A 23620-nucleotide genomic window follows, 5' to 3' on the forward strand; every position below is an offset into this window, starting at 1 on the left:
CAATTCACTAGAAATTCGACAGGCCGTCGGCCAGCACGGTGATCGATGCCTGAGTGTCGAGCGGGTCCAGCGCGCCCTGGCTCAGGTCCGTGAGGTCTTTGACACCGGCGGCAGAGGTCACGCGTGCCTTCGTGACCCGCATCGCGGGGGGCCTGTTGCTCTGCCGGGGTACGTTCCAGACGAACTTCCCCGAATCCTTGGAACTGTCGAGCTGGACGAGCTGGTTGAAGATGCGATCCGGCGTGCCGCTGCTCCGAAGGGTGTATTCCACGCGAAGCTGGGCCTTGGTCACGCCTGCTTCGAGCGTGAAAGTGATCGGATCGATCATGTTGCCGAGCGGGTTCTGCAGCGTGATTTCTGCGTGGCCGTGCTTCGGCATGACCTCAACGACCTCGCCGACGATCGGCATACCGGCCGTGAGCGTCAGCGTCACCTTGTAACTCAAGGGCTGGCTCATCGTCTGCCCGAATGGCTTGGTGATGAGCACGGGGGCCGAGTCTTTCTTGAGCGCGATCGACTTTTCCCAATCGGCGTATCGAAGGTCGACCTTGGCGCTGCTGATGACATCCCATGGCAGACCGGTTGCATCCAGTGACACGCTCAGGACGCCAATGTCCACGCCGCCGAGATCCAGATAGTTGTTGTCGGTCTGGCTGGCGGCCGACACGCGGAACGGCGGTGTGCCGTCGTTGTAGGAGACCAGGTAGCTGTACTGGATCGTCTTGTCTTTGGTATCCCTGCCGAAGACGCCGTTGAGTATCTCGCTGTTCGGCTGATCTTTGCTCATCAGATATTCGATGCTGGCGACTTCCTTGGCATCCTTGTTCAGGAGCTTCTGCCCGGCAAACGTCAGCTGTGTCACGACGAAGCGATCGATCTGCCTGGTCTTCATGTAGTCGATGTTCGGCGGCCTGACCGTCAGATCCACCTTGATGTGCGGGACATCATTGAGATTGATGAGCTGGAACACGTTCCTGACGGTCTTCTCATCGACGAGGGCATTGATTTTCGACAACTGCGCCTGTGGCGATTTCGGCAAGGTCACAGCTTGCGTCAGCTTGTAGGTCCTTGCCTGCTCCTGGACCGTTTTGATTTGACGCACGTCTTCGATCCTGAGGTCGGCGAGACTCACCGACGGAAGTTGCGCCTGCGTCATGACCTCGAGCTGCTTTGCAGCCCAGTCGGTCAGCAACTCTTGAACGTTTTTCTTGTCATTGGGGGACGCGACGGCGGGAAGCACGATTTCGGTGGCGCTGTTGATCGCATCGTTGAATTCCTTGCCGCGCACGACCTCCTGCCGATAGGTGCGTCCCCATGCTCCCGTCTTGACCTGTTCTTCGATATTCAGCTTTGCGAGAACTTCATGCTTGAGGGAGACGGTGGCCCTGGCCTCAGGCAACAGGCCGTCGAAGGTGACGGTGTAGACGACTGTAAGGACACTGCTGGCGCCGGCAGCGACATCATATGCCTCAGGCTTGGTGGGCTGATCGAATGCCCAGCCGCCTAGACCATGCCAGAAAAGGTTGGCGCCAAGATCGCTCAGATTGAAGGTGATCACGGCCGCGTTGCTGTTGAACTGCGAAGGCGTGGTCTCGAAGGCACCCGTGAATGTCGGCGTGTGACCGTCATAGGCTTCCTTGTTGGCGAACGCCTGCACCACGACCTTTCCCGACGTATAGAGAATCGGTGCGATCTTGATGTTGCTGTCCGGCAGGAACTGCTCCCACTGGTCGCTTCCGTCCCACGTCGCCTTCCTCTTCGCGGCGGCTTCATCGTTAAAGCCAAGTTCTGCCTTCAGCGATGCCACCTTGGTCGCGTCGTTCGCGTCCATGGCCTTGCACAGCGCCAGGGTCGTTTTCGCGATCGTGGAAGTGCTTGTATCTCCCCGGATGGCATCCACGAACTTGCTCTTCACTTGCGGATTGTCCGTGTCGGGCATTGGCAGCGCGACGGTCATCGTGCAGATGCCGCCCGCTTTCACGCCTGAACCGAAATACCACGTGAGGTTGAAGCTGGGGGTGCCCTTGTCGGAAAGGTAGGTCGGCTTCTCGGCCATTGCGTAGAACGTGTTCTTGTCCTCGCTGTCGGGAAAGACGATGTAGCTATTGACCGAGTCCTTGAAAGCGCCGGGAACGTTGTTCACCGTTACAGCAGGCGAAAGCTTGAGCATGGGTCTACTCCTTTGTGCGAAAGGGTTGCCGCGAAGTTGTCTTGACGATCCCGTGACCTCGTCTATCGCGGTGGTTCAGGAATTGGCGCGCCCGCCTCTGCGACGAGGCGAGCACCACCGTTCTGCGCGAACCACATACCCAGATCTACCGTACGGCTGATCTGGAACGTCACGCTTTCAGGGATGGACTTCCTCAGCCTGACCGGGAACGAGGACAGGTAGATTGCATCTGCACCCATCTGCTGAAGTTTGTCGAAGAGCATCTTCGCGAGCGTCGCGCGGAGTTCGTCAGTCGCTTTGTCGCGTACGCGGGACGAGACATTGGGTGTGTCCATGTTGACAATGTGCAGACGCCCGCTCGCGATCGCATCGTTCAACGCGACGGCGCACATGTCGAGCGTTGGCGGCTCGGGGGGAGGCGGATCCTTCTTTCTTGAGAAGAAGCCGCCGGACTTCTCTTCGACAGGCTTGGGTGCGAGGGACTTCACGATGTCGACGAGGTCGCCCGCGATCTCGACAGTCGCGCTTTCGTCCAGGGAGAGCGTGCCTGCATAGTCGAGCACCAGCACACCTGGTTTGCCGCGAAACGCGTTGATGGTCTCCAGCTTCTCTGCCGCTGTCAGCGTTTCGCTGAAGACCACGCGGTTAGAGGGCATCCCTGAAGCCTGATTGGGTCCGACCGTGTGCAGCACACCGCTCGCGCTTCCAATCGTGAGGGTTGCCGTCACGTCCGAGAGTGGCGCAGCGTCGAGCCGGATTTCATCGGCATCCGGGTAGTGGGTCGCGATGTCGGCGCGGGCTGATTCCAGCGCGCTCTCGTCGGCCTGCCAGACGGCCTGTACGGAGACCATGGCCCCACCGGGGCTTGAGAGGAGGCTGGCCTTGACGGCTCCCTGCTCGATCTCGATGCCTGGCGATCCGGGTACGAAGACGAAATCTCCGTCCTTGGGCGACCCGACCGGGAGGTAGTAGAGTTCGCCAACATAGTGGCCTTTCGGAAGATCAGTCATTCGGAAGCCCCTTGACGGGCGGGCGCAGGTTCCTGACGCGCTCCGCCGCGATACATGCCAATGTGGAGGTCCTGTCCGGGCGCGAGGAATGCCGACCACGCGGTCGAGGAGTCGTCCTCGCCTGTGTACTCCCGGAAGCGATAGCGACGCCTGAAGAGACTGGCGGCGAAGTAGTTGAACTGGCCTTCAGGCGTGGCAGGCGTAAAACCCAGCACGACGCGCTCCGCATCGTCCGACTCCACTGCGAACTCCAGCCTCGCCAAGGTGGTGTCATCGTGGAACTGCACGACGATGCGGACGCTCTGCGTGCCGTACTCGTGAAATGACGTCATATCCAGTTCGACCGGGCGGCAGGGCAGGTCGAGCTTGATCACGTTCGCAAGATTCGCGGGGTCGCGCGCGGAAATCGAGAGGCGCATTGGCGCGTCCGTAGCGCCAAGGAGGTAGGTGGCCTCCGGGTGCGCAGCGTCCAGCGCGCCGGACATGCGCGTTTGGTCCGGCGCTACCGTGAATGCGAACGAGATCTCCGCATCCTGGAGCAACTCGATGGTGGCGCGTACCGTGACATAGGTCACTGACAGTTGGCTTGCATCGACGAAGAGGTAGTCGTCGGTCCTGTCGGACCATGGTCCGTCAGTGACGTCGCTTTCGCCGACCACCTTCACGCTGGTGCTGTAGGGCTTGGCCGAATTGATCTTCGCGTACTTCAGGTCGAGGGTGGTAGATCGAGGCTGCGCCGGGTAAAGCACGATGGACCGCGCTTCCGTGCTGCCTGATGCCGAGACGTCCTTGTTCACCCGCACGGTCACAGCGATCTGATTACAATTCACGAAACTCTGGGGAAGTCCCGAGGCAACCGTGAGATGGCGGGTTCGCAATTCGTCCGGCAGCAGCGGGACAGGTGTGAACGCAGTCACGCGATCTCGCGTCGTGCGTCCCGCGACAAAACCGAACGGGTCGTAGCGCAGGAATACCGGCACGCCTGTCATCAGTGGCGTGCGCAAATCCCAGGTCGTCGAATCGGGAATTGCATCTGCGGACTGATCGAGCGTGATGTGCGGGCCGTCGTCGATCCGCGGGCAAGGCGCAAAGCGCCCGAAGAAATGACGGAAGCGGCCGGCCAGCGCGAGCCCGAGCCCGATTCCTGCGGGCACGGGCTCGCCGTCGAACCGAAACAGCGCAGTCGGAGGATTGTCCAGAAACCGGACCAACGCATCGAACGCAAGGCTTGCTCCCACAGGATTGAGCGCCGTGCGCAGCGCGTCGGGAACATCGCGCGCATTGAAACGAATGGTCGCCTCGAGGCGAGGCAGGACGGCGGGCACTTCGCATTCGATCGCGGCACGTGCAATGGTGACTCCGCCTGTCGCGAGCGCACCAAAGAGCAGCCGCGCGGTGAGTAGCGAGATACGTGCATTGATCGTGGCGCGCCTCGCGCTTTCCCAGGCAAACGGCGCCGACGCGTGCGAATCGCCGCATTCCACGTGAACGTAGCTTCCGGTGGTGAACGTAAGCGGAAGCAGGGTAGTGCCACTGCGGACCTTGCTGAGGATGTCGTATGCATCGGAGAGGTCACCGTCCTGCTCCAACGCCATTTCGATCATCGCGTATAAGCTGTTGTCGATATTGGGATCATTCTTGTCGGAGAAGAACTCCAGAAAGAACACCGGAGAGCCGTCCAGCCTTGTCGCAAGACTCGCCGCCTTTGGAACGGCGAAGTAAAGATGCGGGTTGTCGTACGCCGAAAGCAGATCGAAGTTCTCCGTCCGAATGACACTTTGCCAACACGGCGTACCTTGCGCGGCAATGATCGGTAACGAGGGCATGGCTTTCTTCACCTCACACAAGACAGCGTTCTCATCCTTAGGGCGCGAACGTCATCAAAAACATCGAAACAAAATTCGGTGTTTAAATAGGAAGACGTATTTGCTAATTCAATCCATTTTGGATATTCAACATCCTTGCTGTGAGTGAGCCTGGAGAACGGCTCGTCAGAAAGCCTTCAGAAAACTGAAAAGAAATCGAGATCGATACGTGTATGCGGCAAATTTACGAGCGTCATCCACGAGCCGATGTTGCCGTCGACGCGTGACTTGCAGAAAGTCCTGCTACGCCTTAAGTGGATACAACGCCCGGCCTGCATTACACCGGGGGACACTTCAGTCAACCGCAATGTCCGAATCCGAATAATTGAAAAATTCAAAATTATGCTGAGTGCATAAACATGAATTTCTCATCTTTTTAGTGTCGATTCGATTGTCGCGGCGTTAGATACACATTAGGATTCGTCCGATCTTTTTCCTATGCCACATTTCGCGTATCGGCTGGCAATCCATGCTGTAAGTTGTCTTGTTGATTGCAGCCCAAACTTGCGCAGCAAACGCTCCCGATGCTTGTCCACGGTGCGAGGACTGACCTGAAGAACACGCCCGATATGCTTGCTACTATGTCCGCGGCATAGAAGGCGCAGCACCCGCATTTCGGTTTCGCTTATCCGAACTCCGCCCAGATCGAGCTCACCCGGCCAGTCGGATTCGTCCGGAAGGTCGAAACACGGCAGTGCGAAAGTGGACGGAACACCAGTTTTCTGCTTGACGCGGCTGGTATAACGTCGTGCTGTATCAAGGCCGATTTCGAGGCGCGAAGCAATTGCCCTGTTACTTAACCCGAGGCGTAACAGATCCAGGACTTCTTTCTCTCGGGGCGTGAGACTTGAGTCCATTGAATCCGTCGGGTGATTTTCATGATCGTGACGTAGAGCGCATCAAAACTGTTAGCTTTGCGACAGTGCACCCGGAGACCTGCAAGGAGTAAAAAGGGGAAGTCGTTTGATATCGAAGGCCTGAGAGTTTGTCGGAGCTCGGTCGAAAACGGCTATCCGAAGGATAAGGTTGTGCGTTGGCGGGGCAACAAGTTGCCGAGAGCATATAGATGAGTCGCTTTGTGCGCGTTGATCGTCAAACCGGTTATCTGTTTCCACCGTCGGTGGAGGACTGGTTGCCGGATTACCAGGAGAAGGCGTTTGTGTAGGTGCTGCTGCTCGCCAACGAAATGATGCTGATCAAGCTAGACCGCATTGCCTTGGGCGGCACGAAGGTCAAAGCCAACGCGAGTAAGTAGCGCGCGCTGTCGCACGGACACATCGGCCGGATCGAAGCGCAGTTGCGCGAAGAAGTGCAGCAGTTGAGGCGCGAGCGCAGGAGCGATTCGCGGACGGGCAGAAGGATTACGAAGCCAGGGTGACGCGTCGCGAGGCACAGCGCAAAGAGCCAAGAAGTCGCCGGGCAAGGACCCGAAACCGCTGCAAGGCGCTGCCACGGAACGCGACCAGATCAACACCGGTGTTCGGCATCATCAAGCCTGTGATCGGATTCCGACATAAATTTGCGTGGCTTTTCAGTCATTACGATGCGCGTCGGTTAAGGAGTCGAGCAGCACCAGGACTTCGCCGAGGTCTCGCTGGAAGAACTGTTGTTCGCCGGAGGCTTTCATGAAGGAGGCGTCGGATCGGTTTCGACCGGTGGCGGAACTGTGTTCGCCGAATTCGCCGCCGAAGTGATCGGAGCGGCATCGACAGCATGATCTGAATCGGGCGGCGTGGCGGCTTCGAGCGTAGCGGGCGGGGATCTTATGACCTTTCCCTTTGACACAGATCGGCATCGAGCTCCCTATTTGAGCAAGACGTCGCAGCATAGCTTGTAGCGCGCGTCGCGCTCCGACTTGCCGTCCATGGCAGGATTGATTGCCCGTGTGCACGCGTCAAAGTCGCGTCGGTCAGCGGCCTCGTTGCAGCCGCGAGACTTCCAGTACCAGCCGGCGCTGCGCGCTGCGAGCCGATCGTCCGTCGCGAGCTGATCCGGGTCATTCACGAGGTCGACGCCGAGCGCGCGGCCGGCGTCCCGGTAGTTATCCTTGAACGTAACCTGCTTGAGCCCGCGCCCCCGATAGCGCCAGCCGTCTCCGCTCGCGGTGTCGCCGTTACCAAATCGGCGGCCGTAGGCCAGGTTGGCAATCTGCTGTTGCCTTGCGATAGGGACCGTCTTTTCGCCTGGCTGTCGTCCGAGTTGCGAACGCATGCCGGAGGGAATGCGCGAGAAAATTTTCAGTGCATCCGGTGCATAGTTGAAGCTCTCGCTCAGCAGCCTGAATCCGCCGCTCTCATGCCCCATCTGCGCAAGCCACGCGGCAAGACGCGCGGGGGTGTTGATGTCGAACTCGTCGGCGGCCGCCGTGATCGGTGAGATCCAGCGTTCGGCGAGTGCCGACGAAAGGTTCGCCGCGCGGTGGAATGTCTCAGTGTCCATACGATCTCCAAAGAAGAAACCGTCAGAATGCCGCGCACTTGTCTGCAATGCTGACAAATGAGATCTAACGACCGGCCGCCGCGCTTTATATGATAGAAGGTCTGGCCATGCAACGGTGTGGATTACGTAAATCCACCTTTCGAAAGACCCTAGCTCACACGAGTAATCAACGCTGTCGGGCGTCGACTCGAACTTCATCGCGCTTGAATCGCCGGGCCACGATTTGAGTCGATTGTCAATACGCAATAAGTGGCATACCGATCACGTCTGAATAATCCTAAGTTAAATACGTCACCCTACGCTTCGTTCACCGAGTGGCGGCGCTCAAGAACTTCGACATAGCGCTCGCGTCTGCAGATCCGTAAGCAATCTGGACGGGTTAGCCGAACCGCGTTCGAGCAATCGCAGTTGCACGAGCGCCCGGGTGGACCTTCAATTACCTCACTCGGTTTTCGCGGGGGTCGTAATCGGATCGTGTGCTCGGACGCCTGGGATCACGTATGACGCCGCGCAATCACATCGTGTGCATCCAGACGATGATGCTTGATCGTTTTGCTGATCGATTAATAGATATGAGTTACTTATGATGACGCCGACCCAAAGTGCTTCGATGGGACCACAACAGAGCTCACCGGCAATTATCCGGACATGGTACGTCGAGGTCGTTACGATGATATTCCTGCTGCTGGGCATACAGTCAGCATCGACCGAGGCGCAGACCGCTCCCGATTCGGGCAATCCGGTTGTCACCACGGTGTCCGATAGTCCCGAAGTTGACGCGGTCATCGCCGTATCGGTTTCGAACCTGGAAAAGTGGAGCACTATCAAAGGCAATGATCCATGGAAGCTCGTGCCCTATATGAACGACCTTGCATTGAAGGGCAACTATCCGCTTGGCGTCAATCTTTCTCGAGGTCGTCTCGTCTATCATCTCCAGATCACAGATAAGAACAAGCAGGAATGGATCGACTTGCTCGGACCGCTTGCATTGAACCGTCCCGTGACGCTTACCGTCGGTCTGGAGAAGGGCGCCCCCTTCACCTCCATGCTCGACGAACAGCATCCCGCCACACTGATAGTGGTGGAGAAGCAATGGGCCATTATCACGGTTGGGCTTATTATCTCTATCACCGCTCTGTGCATATGGCTGGCGGTCACCACCGACATTTTTCGTGAAGACGAGTCACGTGAGACGGTGCACGGTCGGAAAAAATTCAGTCTCGCCAAAATTCAGATGGGTTTCTGGTTTTTAGTAATCTTCGATTCATTTCTTGGAATATGGGTAGCGACAGGCGAGGCAAATTCGCTGAATCCTTCGGTTCTAGTGCTGCTGGGCATCAGTGCGGGGACGGCACTGGGCGACTTACTGATTTCGCAAAACAAATCCGTAAAGCCGAACTTGCCTGTCGCCGCCGAAGCCAATCCAAGTCAAGCAGGGGAAGTCACATCAGGCCCCGTCCTTTCATCTCCGGATCCTGCCCCTGACTCACCATCGCCCCAACTAGCAGCCGCGAAATCAAGCCAAACCATCGGCCGCGGCATAAATAGTTTCTTGCGCGATCTACTGTCCGACGAGCATGGCGTGTCCTTTCATCGCTTGCAAATGCTGGCGTGGACTATTGTCTTGGGATTAATCTTTATCTCGGATGTCTACTACGATCTGACGATGCCTGACCTGAACTCCAACCTGCTGGCGCTAATGGGCCTCAGTTCAGGTACCTATCTCAGCTTTCGCGTACCCGAGGCAAGGCAGCCGTCAAGCTCCAGCCCGCAAGCTACATAAGGACATGACCAGCACCGAAGACTGATAGCGTGGTGGGTTATAAATTCATTGCGTTGTCATTCGGGGTAGTCGAATGAACACGACGTCCCCCCGTCCCGAGGCTGCGGCGGAAGCCGCGAATCGGCATCAAAGTGCCATGATGGAGTGTCGAGCCTTCATCAACGCCAGCAGGAGAGGAAGTCCATGTCCACTGTGACCGTCGGAATCGATCTTGCCAAAAGTGTGTTTGCCATCCATGGTGTGGATGAAATCGGCAGGGCGGTATTGGTCAAGCCGAAAGTCACCCGTGATCAACTCGGAGCGCTGATTGCGCAACTGCCGCCGTCGTGTCTGATTGGTATGGAGGCCTGTTCGGGTGTGCATCACTGGGCCCGCGTGTATCGTCGGGGCGCGCAAGGGTCTCTTCGGTTTCGAACGAGTGGAGACCCCATAACCCACTCGCCACGGCGATTGGAATATCAACGTCCTTCTGGAAGATCGCAAGCTGTATGCAGCGCAAACGGTTCGACGACCGTGAGTCAACTGCGCTTGTCGATCTTTTTCCCACCGAACCTAGGGACGCATTCTCCACGCTGATGAGGCTCGGACGCAACCGTCGCTCGAGGACAAGTCATCGGCGATTCCAGCAAACTATTGCATCCACCGGTTGAATCCGCCATTGCCCAGCCGCCGTTCGCGCACGCTCAACGCCTTCCATCTGTTGGCCCCTGCCGACATTCAGTCGGCTTCCTGATAGTCCCGCCTCTATCGCCATGAAAGTCATGGCTTCACTCCATTCGGATGCGTACTTTCGACCGAAATAGCAGGACTCCCCCGCGGTATGACGTTGGACAAACGAAGGTACTGAAACTAGCTAGACACGCGAGGCGAGGAGCCTGATGCCGGCAATCCCGAATACTATGGCCAGGCATCCTTCCAGGGCGCGACGGGTCCGAACGTACATCCTGCGAGCCGAGTCCGTCGAAAACAGTACTGCATAACCGCCGAACACCAGACATCCGATGGCCGCACAGCCTGCAATTAGAGCGCTATGGGCAGATCCCGTGCTGTTCGACGATAGAGCAACAATTGAAACCCACACGAGGATAGCTTTTGGATTAGTGAGATGGAGCATCATTCCGCGGGAGTAGACGCTCGTCAATGTCGGTGTTCGCTCCACCTTCAGTGCGGATGCCGCTGCTGTCGCAAGCGCATTGCGTCCGGATTTGAAGGCTAGCCACAAGAGATATAGACCACCAAAAATCTTGACTGCAATGATGAATTGCGAATAGGCGATCAGGGCAGCCGACACGCCTAGCGTTGCCACCGTCGCCCAAAACATTGACCCCGAGATGACACCGAGTGCGAACATCAACGCCGCTTTCCGACCGTGACTGGCCGCTATGGACATAATTGCGAGGTTGCTCGGCCCTGGACTCGCGGTGCCAACGAAATACGCTGCATAGGCAAGCAGCAGGTTTGTCGAGAGATAGGCGTTTCCAGTCATGTTTGGGTTCCAGAAATCGAAAGTCGCCTAATTGTCGGGCTTTGCCGAAACGAACGGGAGTGGCAATATTGCCATCTTTCGAGGAATATCAGACATGCGCGCCAGTGATCGTCGAACGAGGCGGGCGGACGGCGCCGCATGGCCGAAGCAAGTCAAACGCCCGGGCCGCCTTCATGAATGCCGCAGTCCGACCTGTTTCGTCGAAAACCCGCGTTTCGAAAGCGGACCCGGGGCCGAACCAAACGGCCGATCAATGTGAACAACATTGCATGGACCCGACTAACACGATTACATCGAGGAGCGCTCCGACGCATGCGCGTCGGAGCGCTTCGCACTTTAGGCGCGCAAGGGCCTCAATCCCGTACGCACTTCGTTCGCGAAGATCATCGGTTCTTCCCATGCCGCAAAGTGCCCGCCTGTTTCAGGCTTGTTGAAGTAAATCAGGTTGTGATAGGCCTTTTCGGTCCAGGTCTTCGGCGCCTGGTAGTTTTCTCCCGGAAAAGCGCTCACAGCGGCAGGCACGCTGACATCGGCCGCCAGGAAGAAATTCGCGTGCGACTCCCAATAGAAGCGCGCCGCCGAGATGCCGGTGTTGGTCAGCCAGTAAAGCGTGATGTCGTCGAGTATGTCGTCTCGCGTCAGCGCGCCTGCTGAATGACCGTTGACGGGATGACCGAGCACGGCTGCGCTCAACGCCGCCGCGGGCTGGCCGTAGCCGTCGCCATGGTCGAGTAGCCAGGAAGCCAGCGCGACGGGCGAGTCGGCGAGTCCGTACAGCGTCTGAGGGCGCGTGCCCATTTCGAAAGCGTAGCCGCGCTTCTTTTTGAAGTTGGCACTCAACTGCTCATACGCGTGCTTTTCCTCGTCCGATAAGCCGGCAGGCATCGCGTCGCCCGCGGCCAGCGACTTCAGAATCTCCGCCGGAACGGAGGCAGGGAAGTTCACATGAATGCCGATCAGTTCGGGCGGCGCCTGTTTGGCCATGATGTTCGTGACAATCCCGCCGAGATCGCCGCCCTGCGAAGCAAAGCGCTCATAGCCGAGGCGTTTCATCAATGTGACCCACGCGCGCGCGGTGCGCTCCGGTCCCCAGCCCGTTGTGGTAGGTCTCGCCGAAAAGCCGTAACCGGGCAATGATGGAATCACGAGATGAAAGGCATCCGAAGCCGGCGCGCCGTACGCAGTCGGATTGACGAGGGGGTCGATGATCTTGAACTGTTCGATGACCGAGCCGGGCCAGCCGTGGGTCACGATCAGCGGCATCGCGTTTTCGTGCTTCGACCGCACGTGGATGAAATGGATATCGAGTCCGTCAATCTTGGTGATGAACTGCGGATACGAATTCAGCCGCGCTTCACATTTGCGCCAGTCGTAGCCGGTTGCCCAATATTGCGCGAGTCCCTGAATGGTAGCGAGCTGAATGCCCTGGGATTCGTCGGGCACCGTCTCGCGATCCGGCCAGCGCGTGACCTTGATGCGGCGCCGCATGTCGACGAGCTGCGAGTCGGGGGCGTGAACGTGGAACGGCCGGATCGCCGTCTTCTCGCCGTTCGCGGGTTCGGTGATCTTGCCGATTGCCGGGCTCGTCTCCGCAAAGGCGAGCCGACTCAGCGAGCCTGCCGCGAGCGCCGCGGCGGCCATACCGACAAAGTGCCGGCGCGATGAGGATTGGGGCGTGTCTTTTGACATGGGATCAGTCTCCTGCCTAGGATCAGCGTGTTGCCTTGCGCGTGAAGTCTGCGATGTGCAGTCTCACGAAGTCGTACATGCTCATGGGTTTGCGGCCCGTGAGTTCGAACAGGTCGTTCGTCATGCGGTCGTATCGTCCCTGAGCGTGCAGGTCGGCCATCACGGCCAGATGATCGACGACGTGAGCGGGAATGCCGAGTTCGCGCAAGTTGTCCGACCACGGCGCGACAGGCACATTCCGGTAACGGATGGGCCGGCCGAGCGCGTCCGAAAAGACGCGCGCGGCCTGCTCGAGATCATTTGATTCGAGGCCCGTCAGGTTATAGATCTTGCCGATATGCGGCGCCGGATTCTCGAGAATCACCGAAACCGCATTCGCGACGTCAACGGCTGAAATGGGCGAGGTCCTGCTGTTGCCGAGCGGCAGTGCAAGTTCGTCGTTGTCGCGCACGCCGGCTGCGCCAAGCGTCAGGAAGAAGCTCTCGAGAAACGCCGTGGGCCGTACCGTGACGACGGGCAGCCCCGACCACTGCAAGACCTGCTCGGCAAGCCAGTGCAGCTTATGCTGGGGGCTGTCGGTCGTCTCCGTGATGCTCATTTCCGTGACTGTCATCTGCGACATGTTCACGATGGCTTCGACGCCATGATGACGCGCCACCGCAGCAAAATTGACGCTTGCTTCGAGATAGGCCGCAGAGACGGACATGCCGAAATAGACGCGCGAACAGCCTTCGATTGCGCGGTGCATCGCAGTGAGATCGGTCAGATCGCCGACCACGACTTCGGCGCCAAGGCGACGCAACTCGTTCGCGCGATCGTCTTCCTTGCGGACCAGCGCCCGCACTTTATAGCCCTTCGCGAGCAATGACGTTGTTACGTTGCGGCCAATTCCACCAATCGCGCCTCCGGCACCCGTCACGAGAATGGGGCCATCATGAGCAGGTTTCGTTGTCATATCACATACCTTTCAATGAGAGACTTCACTTTATTTATATATGCATATACACACTTATGGGTGAAAATGTGCGCGTGCATACGTCGATCAACGCGCCGACCGGGTCATCATTCGCGTGCGCCTTGCAGAAAGCCGAGCATTGTCTTCGTAACGAGTTCGGGCTGCTCCTCCTGGATAAAGTGCCCACTGTTCTCTACGTCGACGGCGCTCATCTTGACTGCCTTTTCTCCGACGACCATTTTCATCCACTTGTATGCGGGACCGCCCATCACGAGAACGGGCATTTGCAGCTGGCCGTAATCCTTGTTGTCGCTGACGTCCTGAGGGAAGGCCTGATACCACGCGTTGCCTGCGCGGATCGCGGCGGCGCTGTCATAGGCGTGCTCGTACACGGCGCGGTCGCGCGCGTCGACGGCTTTCTCATTCACAAGAAAGTAGTGGAAGAGCCAGTCCTGTTCAAGCCGGACGCGGCCTGCCAGCAGCTTCTCCGGCAAACCTCTGACCTGATTGAACGCGAACCACCACAGGTTCGGGCGCGCCGAACCCAGCCTGTCGCCGTATGCGCCTTGGGCGGGTAGAAGCGGAAACGTCTGCAGGCTATCGTCGGGATGAGGAAACTCCATCATCACCAGCTTGTCGGTGGCTTCCGGATAGTTCTCCGCGTAGGAGAACGCCACAGCCGAGCCGATGTCGTGTCCCGCAATCGCAACCTTGTCGTATCCAAGCGATTGCGTCAGTTCATGGATATCAGCGGCCATCGTTTTCTTGTCATAGCCGTCAGCGGGTTTCGACGACGCGCCCATGCCGCGCAGGTCCACCACGATCACGGTGTAATGCCCGGCGAGCGCCGGCATGATCTTGTGGAAGGTCCACCACGTTTCGGGCCAACCGGGCAGCAACACGAGCGGCTCGCCCTTGCCGCCGACCACATAATGCAGCCGTACGCCGTTCACGGTTGCATAGCCATTTCTGAATCCGGGCAGCGACTTCACCAGCGTACCGTCCGAGATGTCGGTCTTTGCGACCGCAGGCTTGCGCGCATGCATTGCGACGGGTGCATCCGTTGCGGACGTCTGCGTGTAGGCGGGCGAGGCGGTCGCCATCAGCGCCGCAACGACGATGCTCGCGCAGCCGGTCCTGATCATTGCTTTCAAAGCAAATCCTCCTTCGATAGAGGGGCAATTCGACGTTCGCAGGTCATGCAGCCTGGGTGCGCAGATCGTCGGAACCCTGGTCGTTGACGATCGTCGGGTGCGAAGCGCGTTCGTGAAGATGCGCGGTCGGCGTACGGTCGATCATCAGACTCAGCAATTCGGGGCGGTTGTAGTGGCCGGCCGAGTCCATCAGCATCTTGCGGCGGTCGATTTGCGTGAAGTCGAGATCGACGATCACTTCGCCTTCACCCGAGCGAAGCGGCTCGGCCATCAGCATGCCGTCAGGAGCGACGATCGTGGTGAAGCAGCCGCCCGAGATCGGACCGATTCCACAACCGGTATCTTTCATGATTTGCGCCTGCTGGTCCGCGTCCAGCCAGGCGGTTGCATTGACGACGAACGCGCCGGATTCGAGCGCATGCTGGCGGATGTTGATTTCCATGCGCTGGGTAAAGCCCTCGCCAAAGGCGGAACCCGGGTACATCGCCGAATGGATCTGCTCGCCGTCGGCGATCATCGCGTAGCGGGCGAGCGGGTTGTTGTGCTCGAAGCATGCGAGCTGGCCGATGCGGCCGACTGCGCTGTCGACTGCACGCAAGCCCGAGCCATCTCCCTGGCCCCAGATCATGCGTTCGAAATGCGTCGGCGTGATCTTCCGGCGGCGCTGGATCAGCGTACCGTCGGCATCGAAGAGCAATTGTGTGTTGTACAGCGTGCCGCCATCGCGCTCATTGACGCCAATCGACACGACCATGCCGGCCTTTCGCGCGGCTTCGCCGATCGCGTCGGTAGCAGCGGACGGCACAGTCACGGCCTGTTCGAGCAGGCGTAGATGTTCGGTGCCCGACAGAAGCTCGATGCCGGTCTGGACGGCCGCAAAGTAAGGGTAATAAGGCACGACCGTTTCGGGGAAGGTGGCGAACTGCACGCCTTTCTGGCCGAGTTCGTGGATCTTCTGCGCGACCTTGGCGACGGTTGCTTCACGGCTATAGAGCACCGGGCTGAACTGGACGGCGGCGGCTTTGACGACTTTCATGACAAACTCCTTGACGAGGGGGGAGGGGTACCAGGCGTTGGTCAATCTTGCATATGCAACATCGACCGAAAAACTTCAGACCATGCGCAGCGGCAATTTCCGCGCGATATTCATGAGCTCATGGGCGCCGCCTTCGCCGAGGAGGCGCGTGGCGTGGCTCTGTGCAGCCGACCACGCGCTCGCGGCGGTTTTGAGCAGCGCCTTGCCTTCGTGCGTGAGCGAGAGAGGGCGGCTTCGACCATCGCGTGCCGGGACGCCCTCGGCAACCCAGCCCTGCGCGATCAGCGGCTGCAGATTCCTTGTCAGTGTCGAGCGCTCGTGATGATTCCGTCGGCTCAGATCTGAGCGGCTAATAGGCTCGAACTCCGCGATCAGGACGAGCAATGAGAACTGCGGCGCCACGATGCCGAACGGACGCAACGCATCGTCATAGACGGAAGTCAAGACGCGGGAGAGCTGCCGAGCGCGCGTCAGCAGACAATTGCGCGCGATCTGGCTGCTCAGCGGTTCATCCGCGGCGCGGTCCAGTTCAACGGTTCCGTTCGACTCGTGTTGCATATGCACTATCTCGGTAAGCCCAGTTTTTTGCGGTGCGGTGTTTTGCTCGCGATGGGCGTATTTGAGCGGATGAACGTATCTCGCTCGTGTCCGAAAATCGTTTTTGTGTAAGCGTGCGTATCCCTATCTGTTCTAGATACGTTGAGATACAAAAACGTACAGTGCGGGGAAAGAGGGAGGGAAATGACGAGCGCTGCGGCGTGATGATCTCGCGAGGCCTCAGCCGCCGTTGCGGCCTGACTCGGCTTCTATATTCTCCGCCGCGGCACGCGAGAACCGCATTTGATATTCACTCGGCGACAACCCGGTCTTGCGCTTGAACAATTGCCGAAATGTGCTGATATCGCCATAACCGACCCGCTGACTCACCGCCTCGAGCCCAATTGGCCGCGTTTCCAGCAACCTTTTCGCGACCTCGATGCGCAGATTCTGCAGATACGTCAACGGTGCCAGCCCGACGGCTTCCTTGAACCGGCGATTGAGCGTGCGTTCACTGACAGCAAGCGACGCCGCCAGATCGCTCAACCGGAATCCCTGCTGCAACGTAGCCTCCATCTGTTGCTGGGCGCGCGCGACGAGCGTGTCGGTATGCCCATGTTCGTCGAGAAGCGTTGCAAAGGAAGCCTGCGAAGTCCGGTTCATGTCGATCAACAGCGCCTTCGCGGTCATCGTGGCGAGTTCTTCGCCGGCGAATGTTTCGACGAGCCGCACCGCGAGATTCAGATACGACGTCACGGAACCGCCCGAGATGATGCCGTCTTGCGCGATCAGCAATTCCTGTGCGCGAACTTCGACACGCGGATAGCGGCGCGCGAAGTCCGCGGCTCTCGCCCAGTGCGTCGTTGCGGCGCGGCCATCCAGCAGGCCCGCCTCGGCGAGCAGGTAGTTGGCCGTGCAATAGGCCGCCAGCACGGCACCTGTCTTGCGTTGACGCCGCAGTGCGGAAGACAGCGCGTTCAACTGCTCGCGGCGCCCGATGAACTCGTCGATGTTCGAGAAAAATGGTGCCGTCAGCAGAACGGCGTCCGCCCGTTTGCGCGGGTCGATCTTGCCGTCGACGTGAATGGTCTGGCCCGACGCAGCCGTGACGGCTTGCCCGTCGAGAGATTCCACGCGCCATGCAAACACGGGCGCGGATGTCGTGCCCCGTGCAGCCTTGCGCGCATGGAACTGATTGGCCGCGCTGAAGACGTCAACAGGGCCCGCGACGCCGGACGCGAGGATTCCGTCATAGACCCAGATGCGGACGATGGCCATTTGCGTGTCTGAAATTCCTTGAATAATGGCGATGCTGCCACTTCCGGTCGCACGAGTAAACCCCGATCATGGCCACATCCAACGACCTGAAAGCAGGAGCCGCACCATGCCAATGATCGATGCACTGTGGCCCGAAGACGCCTTGACACCCGAGGCCGAAGCGCGCCTCGTCAAGGAACTGACCGACATCCTCATCAAGGCGGAAGGGTACGATCCCGCCAATCCGATCGCACAGCGTGTCACCGTGTTCCATCTTCATCGGCCCGCCGCGATCTACATCGGCGGCGAACGCACGAACACAGTACGCTACCGGATCATTCCGTCTGCACCCGAAGGGCAATACACCGACGAATCGCGTCGCTCGCTTGTCAGAAACGTCACGGAAGCGGTGGCGCGCGCGGAGAACCGGCCGTTCGATGACGTCGCGCCGCGCGTCTGGGTCTTCCCGACCGAGATTCCGGATGGCGCCTGGGGGACGCGCGGCGCGATCTGGATGCTGCCCGATATTCATGCGCTGCTGGCGGGCGAGTCTGAGCGCGGCGTGGGCGTTGGACGCCTCGCGCGACGCCGCCTCGAGAAGGCGCGCATCACGCTCGAAGCAACGCTCGATGCCGCTAGCGCGGGCATGACGAGCAAACTGCAACTGGAGCGCCCAGCATGAAATTCAACGACACAGCCCCCGTGCTGGCGCCCGCAGGCGGTCCGCCGCTCTGGCTGGCGAGGCTTGCCGAAAACGCGACGCTCGAAGCCACCGTCCTGAAGCGTCCGATCGAGGGACGAGCCGATATTCTCTCCGTGATCCAACACGCGGTCTCGCTCTACGAATTCCAGCATCACAGCTACAAGGGCGAGATCGGCAACGGTTTGTACATGGAATCCTATCGGTCGCAGATCCAGGGCGTGCCGATCGAAACGGTGGTCGTCGCGCATCTGAACGAACAGGGCGAGACGGATTCCGTGGTCATCAATCATCGCCCGCTCAACGCAGCGCTGCTGTTTTCGAAACGGATGTGCGAACGCGTCGATGAGCGCTTCCGCGATTGCTATCTGACGGGACCAGAAGCCGCAGCGCTGAATACGGCATCTGGTGTGGCCTCGCGCCAGCCTCCTTGTATTGACGAATTGCCGTAACGAACGATCTATCGATCGAAGCAGTGAGGATTTTGCAATGACTGATGCACTTGATGGCCTACGCGAACACTATCGCGCGATGCATAAACCAGGCGGAGGCTCGCGGCAGCCTTCAGGCTAATGCGAAAAGAACAGGACATGATGAAACGCCTTCTTCTTAATTTGACAACAGCCTCTGTGCTGGTCGCCTCTGCTGGAGTCTCCATGGCGCAAACCACTCCGATGCCAACCACGCCAACCACGAAGATATTGGCGATTGGCACCTTTCCGCCGGGCACGGACATGCAACTTGTCCAACACATTCTTCCGACCGAAGTTCGCGAGACGGCGCAGCTCTACCTCGAGGGCAAGATTGACCAGTGGTATTCATTGCAAGACCGGGCTGGGGTGGCGTTCCTCCTGAACGTTACGGACGTAAGTCAAGCGCATGAAATGCTTGAGGCACTTCCCTTGGGGAAAGCGCACTTAATGACGTTCTCGCTCCTCCCAATAGGCCCACTGAAGCCGTTGAGTAAGCTTTTGAATCCGCCTTCCCCCCAGTAGAAAGCGCTAGAGCGTTCGGGGCTGCTGCGTCGCCGGTTATCTTGGAGAGGCAGGCAACGTGAGCAGACTGTCTCGCCGTTGTGGCGATGAAGGCGGTGGTAGACACAGACGGGCAACGTCATGACGCGCATGAGCCGTTTGACCAGCCCACGGCCTCAATGACGGGCCTCGGTAGGCCCGCCTGTGCGAGTCCACCACGAAGCTGGGCTTGTGTGATGATCGCGAAGTCGAACGGCTTCCCAGTGAGATTCCGTGACCAACGCGGTGCGTTCGACTCCTGTCACCACGGATGATCCTGTCGCGTTGTAAAAGGCCCCTTCTGAATGGCCTTCACCGACTAGCGCACGGGGCTTGCGTTTCGACTGACTCGTCGAATACTCACCGGACGTCCGCTCTGCAGCGAGACGTGGGGCCGGAGTCGGACCCGTTGCTGCCGGTCGAGCCGTCGGAGTAGCAAGGGCAGGTATCAGAGTGGAACAGTCATTCCGTATCCGTAGGCGGACCGCATGTGTCGTGATCTAACCCACAGCGCCAGACGAAGAGTTGGATCCGACCCACCGGCCGCAGCGCGCACGTCTGTCGACGAATTCGCACTGGTCGCTATTTTCAACTAGTTGTGCGATCGCTTACCGCGGCGCCACCCTTTGGCACGCACTTTGCCTTAATCCTCATCGAGGAGTGGAGACACCCTCAAAACAAGCTCCGACATTCCTAACTGACTGATTTGCCCTTGGAGAATCGAAATGAACACGCTGGTAATCAAAGACCTCCCCGTAGCCGTTGAGATGGATCGTACTGCAATGAGTGCCGTCAGCGGCGGCAGGTTGCCGCAGCAGCTGGTGAACATCATCCAGGCCGTTTCCGACTATGCAAACGACTCTCCGGTCCAGCACAGTTTTACTGGCAGTGGGGCTTCTGTGACGTACTAACCGAAACACGGTGATTTCGTAGCTCAAGGCCCCCTCCAACGAGGGGCCTCTTTGAATTCGCTTCCGGTGAGTTTATCTGCGCTGCCCCGATACCGACCGTTCCGCTTCAACTCGACGGGTTGTTAGCACGATTCTCCAGTTCCGCCATCTGCTCGAAACGCATGGTCTGGCGGCGCAAATACTCGCGCTGGTCAATCAGATCCTGACGGAGAAAGGCTTGACGTTAAAGGCTGGATCCGCAGTCGACGCCACCCTGATTGCCGCGCCCAGTTCTACAAAGAACGGTTCCGGTACCCGGGATCCAGAAATGCAATCGACGCAGAAAGGCGGCCACTCTAACGCTAAAAAAGCTGCCGTCCGGCTAATCGATGCCGCCACCGTCAGTGATCAACCGCAGTTCTGACGTAGAACTCGGCTGGCCCCAAAGTCAACTAAGGCCGATGTCGAAGCATCCATCTTAGACAACCGGACGGCCGGTTGCGAGGGCGGAGCCGACGCCTAAACGTCTGATCGACGACGCATGTGAACGGCAGGTCGTGGCCGAAAGCACCAGTTCGGCAAACGCTCTCCAGAGCGGACGTTGGAGTCATCAACAGCAGCCTCCGGCAGGCTGGGTGAATGCGTATTTCCGGCCAGTTGCAGACATCGGCTACATCGTTGGACAGTCATTCGAAGGGCCGCCGCACGTGCGAAAGCGGCCGTCCCCTGTCGCGCGGCCGAGGCGTTGCGCTTATCTGAGTTTGCGAGCTAGTGTCGCCACTTCAACTGACCGTGCTGGCGCAAGTTCTGCCAGCAAATCCATCATCCACGCCGTGTCGTTGCCGCCGATAAATTCGGACGCCAGGTCAAATTCGATGGCGTCGTGGGTATTTCTTGATGTAGGCGGATGACTGAAACTGGTTACCATCGCGCAGCACGCCGCGGCCGATTCAGAAAAGTCCCCGCCACCATCAAAGGAGTCTCCAGATGCCACTCATCAATGTAGAGTGTTTGGCCATGGACGTCTTTCAGAATGAAAGCGTTGGCGCGTACCCGACACTTCGTATGGGCCGATTTCGGGTAACTTCGACGAAAGCCGCACGGCGCAAGGCATCCGCAAAATTGGCGCGGAAGATGCAAAGGTAGTCGACACGCGCGGATCCACCCGGCGCTCTGGAGTCCGCAGCATCAAACTCCAGTGGAGGACACGATGTTGATATATCTAATTTCGATGGGTCATGTTTTATTCGCATACCTAAGTGAGTGTGCCGGGATACTCCTGAATCGTGCGGAGCACGGCCGGCGCGATGCATATCTCGCGTCCTGCGCCGATATCGGCGAGCTCGAGCGGCGCATGCGCGCGATCGAAAGTGACGCCTGACGCACGTCTATCGAACACGGACAAACGATACGGAATTCCGACATGCCGTCGAGCTTGACTTCGAACAATGCGCGCACATCCGTCATCGCCTTGCATTGCTCGGGCGCTGGCGCAAATCAATGGCGTGCGCTCGATGAACTGCTCGATGGGCGCTATGCGCTGATCGCCCCTGAGCATTACGGCTGCGACAGGGTCGGACCGTGGAGCGGTGAGCGCGCGTTCACACTCGCGGACCAAGCAGCACGCACGGTCGAAATAATCGATCGGCAGCGCAGCAAGATACATCTCGTCGGTCATTCGTATGGCGGCGGCGTCGGGTTGCGCGTGGCGCTCGAACGACCGCACGGCGTGGCGAGCATCACGCTGTACGAGCCTTCGGCATTCCATCTGCTTAAAGGGATGGGAACACGCGGCGCGCGCGAATTTGCGGAGATTCTGGGCATCGCGACGCGGACGGCGCAGGGGTTCCATCGAAGCACCAAGCTTTTGATCAAGTGAGGGGCGAGGCTAAGGCACGCGTACGGCGCGAAGCCTCCCGGTACGGCAGCCCCGCGGCGGGCGTACGCAAAATGGATTTACTCTTCAAGGAGACAGCGTCATGGGCGAATTTGCGATTCAGGAATTTCGCGGAAGGCTGATTGGTCCGTCAGACAAGGACTACGACGAGGCGCGCGCGCTATACAACGGTATGATCGATAAGCGGCCCAAGGTGATCGCTCGCTGCACCGACGCCGCCGATGTCATTGCGGCGGTCAACTACGCACGCGATAACAACCTGCTTCTCGCAATCCGCGGAGGGGGACACAACGGCCCTGGGTTAGGCAGTTGCGACGGTGGGCTAGTCATCGACTTGTCGCAGATGCGCAGCGTACGCGTCGACCCAGCGAGCCGCACCGTGCGTGTCGATCCAGGCTGCACTGCAGCGGATCTCGATCATGCGACCCACGCCTTTGGCCTCGCCGTACCGCTCGGCATCGTGGGCAGCACGGGCGTCTCAGGTCTGACCTTGGGCGGAGGAACTGGCTATCTCACACGCAAGCACGGCCTCACGGTCGACAATTTGCTCGAAGTGGATGTTGTGCTGGCCGACGGCTCTTTCGTCACCGCTAGCAAGGACAAGCACGCAGACCTCTTCTGGGCGGTGCGCGGGGGCGGCGGTAACTTCGGCGTGGCCACGAGCTTTCTATTTCAGGCCCACCACGCCAAAATGGTGTTCGCCGGTCCGATCTTCTGGGACGCTAGGGACGCCAAACAGGTTATGGCGATGTACCGCGACTTCATCCCCAACGCCCCCGAAGACCTTGGCCTGTTTGTCGGCCTCAAAACCGTGCCTCCAACCGATCCCTTCCCTAAGGAGCACTGGAACAAACGCGCCTGTGCTCTGATCGGCGCTTTCAACGGGCCGATCCCAGACGGTCAGAAGCTCATGTCCTCTCTGCTCGAGAAGCTGCCCGCCCCGCTGTTCAACTGGATGGGCGAGATGCCGTGGACTGCGATCAACAGTCTGTTCGACCCGTTCTTCCCTAAGGGCTTGCAGTGGTACTGGAAGGGCGACTTTGTCAAGGCGCTGCCTGACGAGGCGATCGACGTGCACATCGCCAACGCGCTCAAGGCACCGACCCCCTTCTGCCTGATGCACCTTTACCCTATAGACGGCGCCGTTCGGCGGGTTCCCAAGGATGCCACGCCGTGGAGCGCGCGGGACGCGTCTTTTTCGATGGTAATTGCCGCGGTCAGCCCCGATCCCCAGGACGCCGAGGCGCTTAAGACCTGGGGCCGTGCCTACTGGGAGGCCATTCACCCGTTCAATCTGGAAGGCGCCTACGTCAATTTCATGGACGTCGACGAGGCCGAGAACCGCGTCGAACTAAGCTATGGCGACAACTACAAGCGCCTCGCCTCGATCAAGGCGAAGTACGATCCCAACAACCTGTTTCGAGTCAACCAGAACGTTAAACCGAAAGCGTGAATCTACGCGCGCGGCCTCGCGCGACCGCGCCGCGTGACGGTCGCGAATGCGCCGCCGACATTGCCGTCGTCGTTGCTGGCTAACTTGCTTGTGTCGCGCGCAGCTTGTAGAGCGTCGAACCAGTACATCTGGTCGGGTAGCAGCGGCGCATCACTGCGCCGCCGCCCCCTTCTATGAGCAGGAAGTTGTCAAGGCCTTTCACGACCTGTCTCACGAATCATTGGCCAGGTCCCATCGGGCGGCTCCGTAAAGAAGCGCCGTAGCGGGGGTCAAGGGCAGGCGAAGC

Annotated in this window: 19 protein-coding genes and 3 pseudogenes; 10 read left to right on the forward strand and 12 right to left on the reverse strand. The window is 59.2% G+C overall.

Annotation, left to right across the window (positions count from 1 at the left end; all coding sequences use genetic code 11):
* Positions 1-7 precede the first annotated feature (7 nt).
* From FVF58_RS44555 to FVF58_RS44575, 5 genes are all read right to left on the reverse strand, one after another.
* On the reverse strand, positions 8-2056 hold the full coding sequence (locus FVF58_RS44555; RefSeq protein ID WP_149675964.1) for a hypothetical protein: 2049 nt from the start codon (positions 2054-2056) through the stop codon (positions 8-10).
* A gap of 176 nt (positions 2057-2232) precedes the next feature.
* Positions 2233-3180 (reverse strand): hypothetical protein, encoded by a 948-nt coding sequence (locus FVF58_RS44560; protein WP_149675965.1) that lies wholly within the window; start codon positions 3178-3180, stop codon positions 2233-2235.
* On the reverse strand, positions 3177-5006 hold the full coding sequence (locus FVF58_RS44565; RefSeq protein ID WP_149675966.1) for a hypothetical protein: 1830 nt from the start codon (positions 5004-5006) through the stop codon (positions 3177-3179). The genes FVF58_RS44560 and FVF58_RS44565 overlap by 4 nt, the downstream gene beginning before the upstream one ends.
* 452 nt (positions 5007-5458) lie before the next feature.
* Complete coding sequence (locus FVF58_RS44570) at positions 5459-5902, reverse strand: response regulator transcription factor (RefSeq protein WP_149675967.1); 444 nt, start codon at positions 5900-5902, stop codon at positions 5459-5461.
* A 946-nt stretch (positions 5903-6848) separates the two neighbouring features.
* The gene (locus FVF58_RS44575; RefSeq protein ID WP_149675968.1) at positions 6849-7484 is read right to left on the reverse strand and encodes a glycoside hydrolase family 19 protein; all 636 of its coding nucleotides are present in this window, start codon (positions 7482-7484) and stop codon (positions 6849-6851) included.
* Between the two features lie 583 nt (positions 7485-8067).
* On the opposite strand from FVF58_RS44575, the gene FVF58_RS44580 reads away from it, so the two are divergent.
* Positions 8068-9267 (forward strand): hypothetical protein, encoded by a 1200-nt coding sequence (locus FVF58_RS44580; RefSeq protein ID WP_149675969.1) that lies wholly within the window; start codon positions 8068-8070, stop codon positions 9265-9267.
* 183 nt (positions 9268-9450) lie between these two features.
* Positions 9451-9654, forward strand: a pseudogene (locus tag FVF58_RS44585) (IS110 family transposase); the annotation flags it as partial.
* Between the two features lie 466 nt (positions 9655-10120).
* Here FVF58_RS44585 and FVF58_RS44590 read toward each other — a convergent pair.
* The 7 genes from FVF58_RS44590 to FVF58_RS44620 all read right to left on the reverse strand — a co-directional run bounded on the left by FVF58_RS44590 (position 10121) and on the right by FVF58_RS44620 (position 17402).
* A complete protein-coding gene (locus tag FVF58_RS44590; RefSeq protein ID WP_149675970.1) occupies positions 10121-10753 on the reverse strand; it encodes a LysE family translocator in 633 nt (210 codons plus the stop codon).
* Positions 10754-11089: 336 nt separating this feature from the next.
* Positions 11090-12442, reverse strand: coding sequence for an epoxide hydrolase (locus FVF58_RS44595; RefSeq protein WP_149675971.1), 1353 nt, complete (start codon positions 12440-12442; stop codon positions 11090-11092).
* A gap of 22 nt (positions 12443-12464) precedes the next feature.
* Positions 12465-13397, reverse strand: a complete 933-nt coding sequence (locus FVF58_RS44600; RefSeq protein ID WP_149675972.1) for an NmrA family NAD(P)-binding protein — start codon at positions 13395-13397, stop codon at positions 12465-12467.
* 107 nt (positions 13398-13504) lie between these two features.
* Positions 13505-14542: an alpha/beta fold hydrolase gene (locus FVF58_RS44605; RefSeq protein WP_246217503.1), complete on the reverse strand. Its 1038-nt coding sequence runs from the start codon at positions 14540-14542 to the stop codon at positions 13505-13507.
* A gap of 52 nt (positions 14543-14594) precedes the next feature.
* Entirely contained in the window at positions 14595-15587 is a 993-nt protein-coding gene (locus FVF58_RS44610; protein WP_149675973.1) for a carbon-nitrogen hydrolase family protein, read from the reverse strand.
* A 75-nt stretch (positions 15588-15662) separates the two neighbouring features.
* Positions 15663-16145, reverse strand: a complete 483-nt coding sequence (locus FVF58_RS44615) for a MarR family winged helix-turn-helix transcriptional regulator (protein ID WP_149675974.1) — start codon at positions 16143-16145, stop codon at positions 15663-15665.
* Between the two features lie 219 nt (positions 16146-16364).
* Positions 16365-17402 (reverse strand): GlxA family transcriptional regulator, encoded by a 1038-nt coding sequence (locus FVF58_RS44620; RefSeq protein ID WP_149675975.1) that lies wholly within the window; start codon positions 17400-17402, stop codon positions 16365-16367.
* A gap of 106 nt (positions 17403-17508) precedes the next feature.
* Here FVF58_RS44620 and FVF58_RS44625 point away from each other — a divergent pair, with 106 nt between their 5' ends.
* The 8 genes and pseudogenes from FVF58_RS44625 to FVF58_RS44660 all read left to right on the forward strand — a co-directional run bounded on the left by FVF58_RS44625 (position 17509) and on the right by FVF58_RS44660 (position 23334).
* The gene (locus FVF58_RS44625; RefSeq protein ID WP_149675976.1) at positions 17509-18063 is read left to right on the forward strand and encodes a tautomerase family protein; all 555 of its coding nucleotides are present in this window, start codon (positions 17509-17511) and stop codon (positions 18061-18063) included.
* Positions 18060-18533 (forward strand): hypothetical protein, encoded by a 474-nt coding sequence (locus FVF58_RS44630; RefSeq protein ID WP_149675977.1) that lies wholly within the window; start codon positions 18060-18062, stop codon positions 18531-18533. Before FVF58_RS44625 ends, FVF58_RS44630 begins: the two co-directional genes overlap by 4 nt.
* 138 nt (positions 18534-18671) lie before the next feature.
* Positions 18672-19076: a hypothetical protein gene (locus tag FVF58_RS44635; protein WP_246217500.1), complete on the forward strand. Its 405-nt coding sequence runs from the start codon at positions 18672-18674 to the stop codon at positions 19074-19076.
* Between the two features lie 743 nt (positions 19077-19819).
* On the forward strand, positions 19820-20005 hold the full coding sequence (locus tag FVF58_RS44640; protein ID WP_149675978.1) for a hypothetical protein: 186 nt from the start codon (positions 19820-19822) through the stop codon (positions 20003-20005).
* A gap of 124 nt (positions 20006-20129) precedes the next feature.
* Positions 20130-20333, forward strand: a pseudogene (locus FVF58_RS44645) (IS5/IS1182 family transposase); the annotation flags it as partial.
* Between the two features lie 882 nt (positions 20334-21215).
* Complete coding sequence (locus tag FVF58_RS44650) at positions 21216-21365, forward strand: DUF3563 family protein (RefSeq protein WP_149675983.1); 150 nt, start codon at positions 21216-21218, stop codon at positions 21363-21365.
* Positions 21366-21407: 42 nt separating this feature from the next.
* Positions 21408-21830 (forward strand): annotated as a pseudogene (locus tag FVF58_RS44655) (alpha/beta fold hydrolase); the annotation flags it as partial.
* 133 nt (positions 21831-21963) lie between these two features.
* Positions 21964-23334 carry an FAD-binding oxidoreductase gene (locus FVF58_RS44660; RefSeq protein WP_149675979.1) on the forward strand — a complete coding sequence of 457 codons (1371 nt, stop codon included), beginning with the start codon at positions 21964-21966 and terminating at the stop codon, positions 23332-23334.
* Positions 23335-23620: the final 286 nt, after the last annotated feature.

It is taken from the genome of Paraburkholderia panacisoli (genome assembly GCF_008369935.1).
Taxonomy (GTDB): Bacteria; Pseudomonadota; Gammaproteobacteria; order Burkholderiales; family Burkholderiaceae; genus Paraburkholderia; species Paraburkholderia panacisoli.

Excerpts from the sequence above, each read along its gene's own strand:
- FVF58_RS44660 (WP_149675979.1), top strand. The coding sequence starts at position 21,964 with ATGGGCGAATTTGCGATTCAGGAATTTCGCGGAAGGCTGATTGGTCCG.
- FVF58_RS44580 (WP_149675969.1), top strand. The coding sequence starts at position 8,068 with ATGATGACGCCGACCCAAAGTGCTTCGATGGGACCACAACAGAGCTCA.
- FVF58_RS44595 (WP_149675971.1), bottom strand. The coding sequence starts at position 12,442 with ATGTCAAAAGACACGCCCCAATCCTCATCGCGCCGGCACTTTGTCGGT.
- FVF58_RS44590 (WP_149675970.1), bottom strand. The coding sequence starts at position 10,753 with ATGACTGGAAACGCCTATCTCTCGACAAACCTGCTGCTTGCCTATGCA.
- FVF58_RS44635 (WP_246217500.1), top strand. The coding sequence starts at position 18,672 with ATGATGAAACGCCTTCTTCTTAATTTGACAACAGCCTCTGTGCTGGTC.
- FVF58_RS44570 (WP_149675967.1), bottom strand. The coding sequence starts at position 5,902 with ATGGACTCAAGTCTCACGCCCCGAGAGAAAGAAGTCCTGGATCTGTTA.
- FVF58_RS44620 (WP_149675975.1), bottom strand. The coding sequence starts at position 17,402 with ATGGCCATCGTCCGCATCTGGGTCTATGACGGAATCCTCGCGTCCGGC.
- FVF58_RS44630 (WP_149675977.1), top strand. The coding sequence starts at position 18,060 with ATGAAATTCAACGACACAGCCCCCGTGCTGGCGCCCGCAGGCGGTCCG.
- FVF58_RS44615 (WP_149675974.1), bottom strand. The coding sequence starts at position 16,145 with ATGCAACACGAGTCGAACGGAACCGTTGAACTGGACCGCGCCGCGGAT.
- FVF58_RS44650 (WP_149675983.1), top strand. The coding sequence starts at position 21,216 with ATGGGTCATGTTTTATTCGCATACCTAAGTGAGTGTGCCGGGATACTC.
- FVF58_RS44555 (WP_149675964.1), bottom strand. The coding sequence starts at position 2,056 with ATGGCCGAGAAGCCGACCTACCTTTCCGACAAGGGCACCCCCAGCTTC.
- FVF58_RS44640 (WP_149675978.1), top strand. The coding sequence starts at position 19,820 with ATGAACACGCTGGTAATCAAAGACCTCCCCGTAGCCGTTGAGATGGAT.
- FVF58_RS44565 (WP_149675966.1), bottom strand. The coding sequence starts at position 5,006 with ATGCCCTCGTTACCGATCATTGCCGCGCAAGGTACGCCGTGTTGGCAA.
- FVF58_RS44560 (WP_149675965.1), bottom strand. The coding sequence starts at position 3,180 with ATGACTGATCTTCCGAAAGGCCACTATGTTGGCGAACTCTACTACCTC.
- FVF58_RS44605 (WP_246217503.1), bottom strand. The coding sequence starts at position 14,542 with ATGATCAGGACCGGCTGCGCGAGCATCGTCGTTGCGGCGCTGATGGCG.
- FVF58_RS44575 (WP_149675968.1), bottom strand. The coding sequence starts at position 7,484 with ATGGACACTGAGACATTCCACCGCGCGGCGAACCTTTCGTCGGCACTC.
- FVF58_RS44600 (WP_149675972.1), bottom strand. The coding sequence starts at position 13,397 with ATGACAACGAAACCTGCTCATGATGGCCCCATTCTCGTGACGGGTGCC.
- FVF58_RS44610 (WP_149675973.1), bottom strand. The coding sequence starts at position 15,587 with ATGAAAGTCGTCAAAGCCGCCGCCGTCCAGTTCAGCCCGGTGCTCTAT.
- FVF58_RS44625 (WP_149675976.1), top strand. The coding sequence starts at position 17,509 with ATGCCAATGATCGATGCACTGTGGCCCGAAGACGCCTTGACACCCGAG.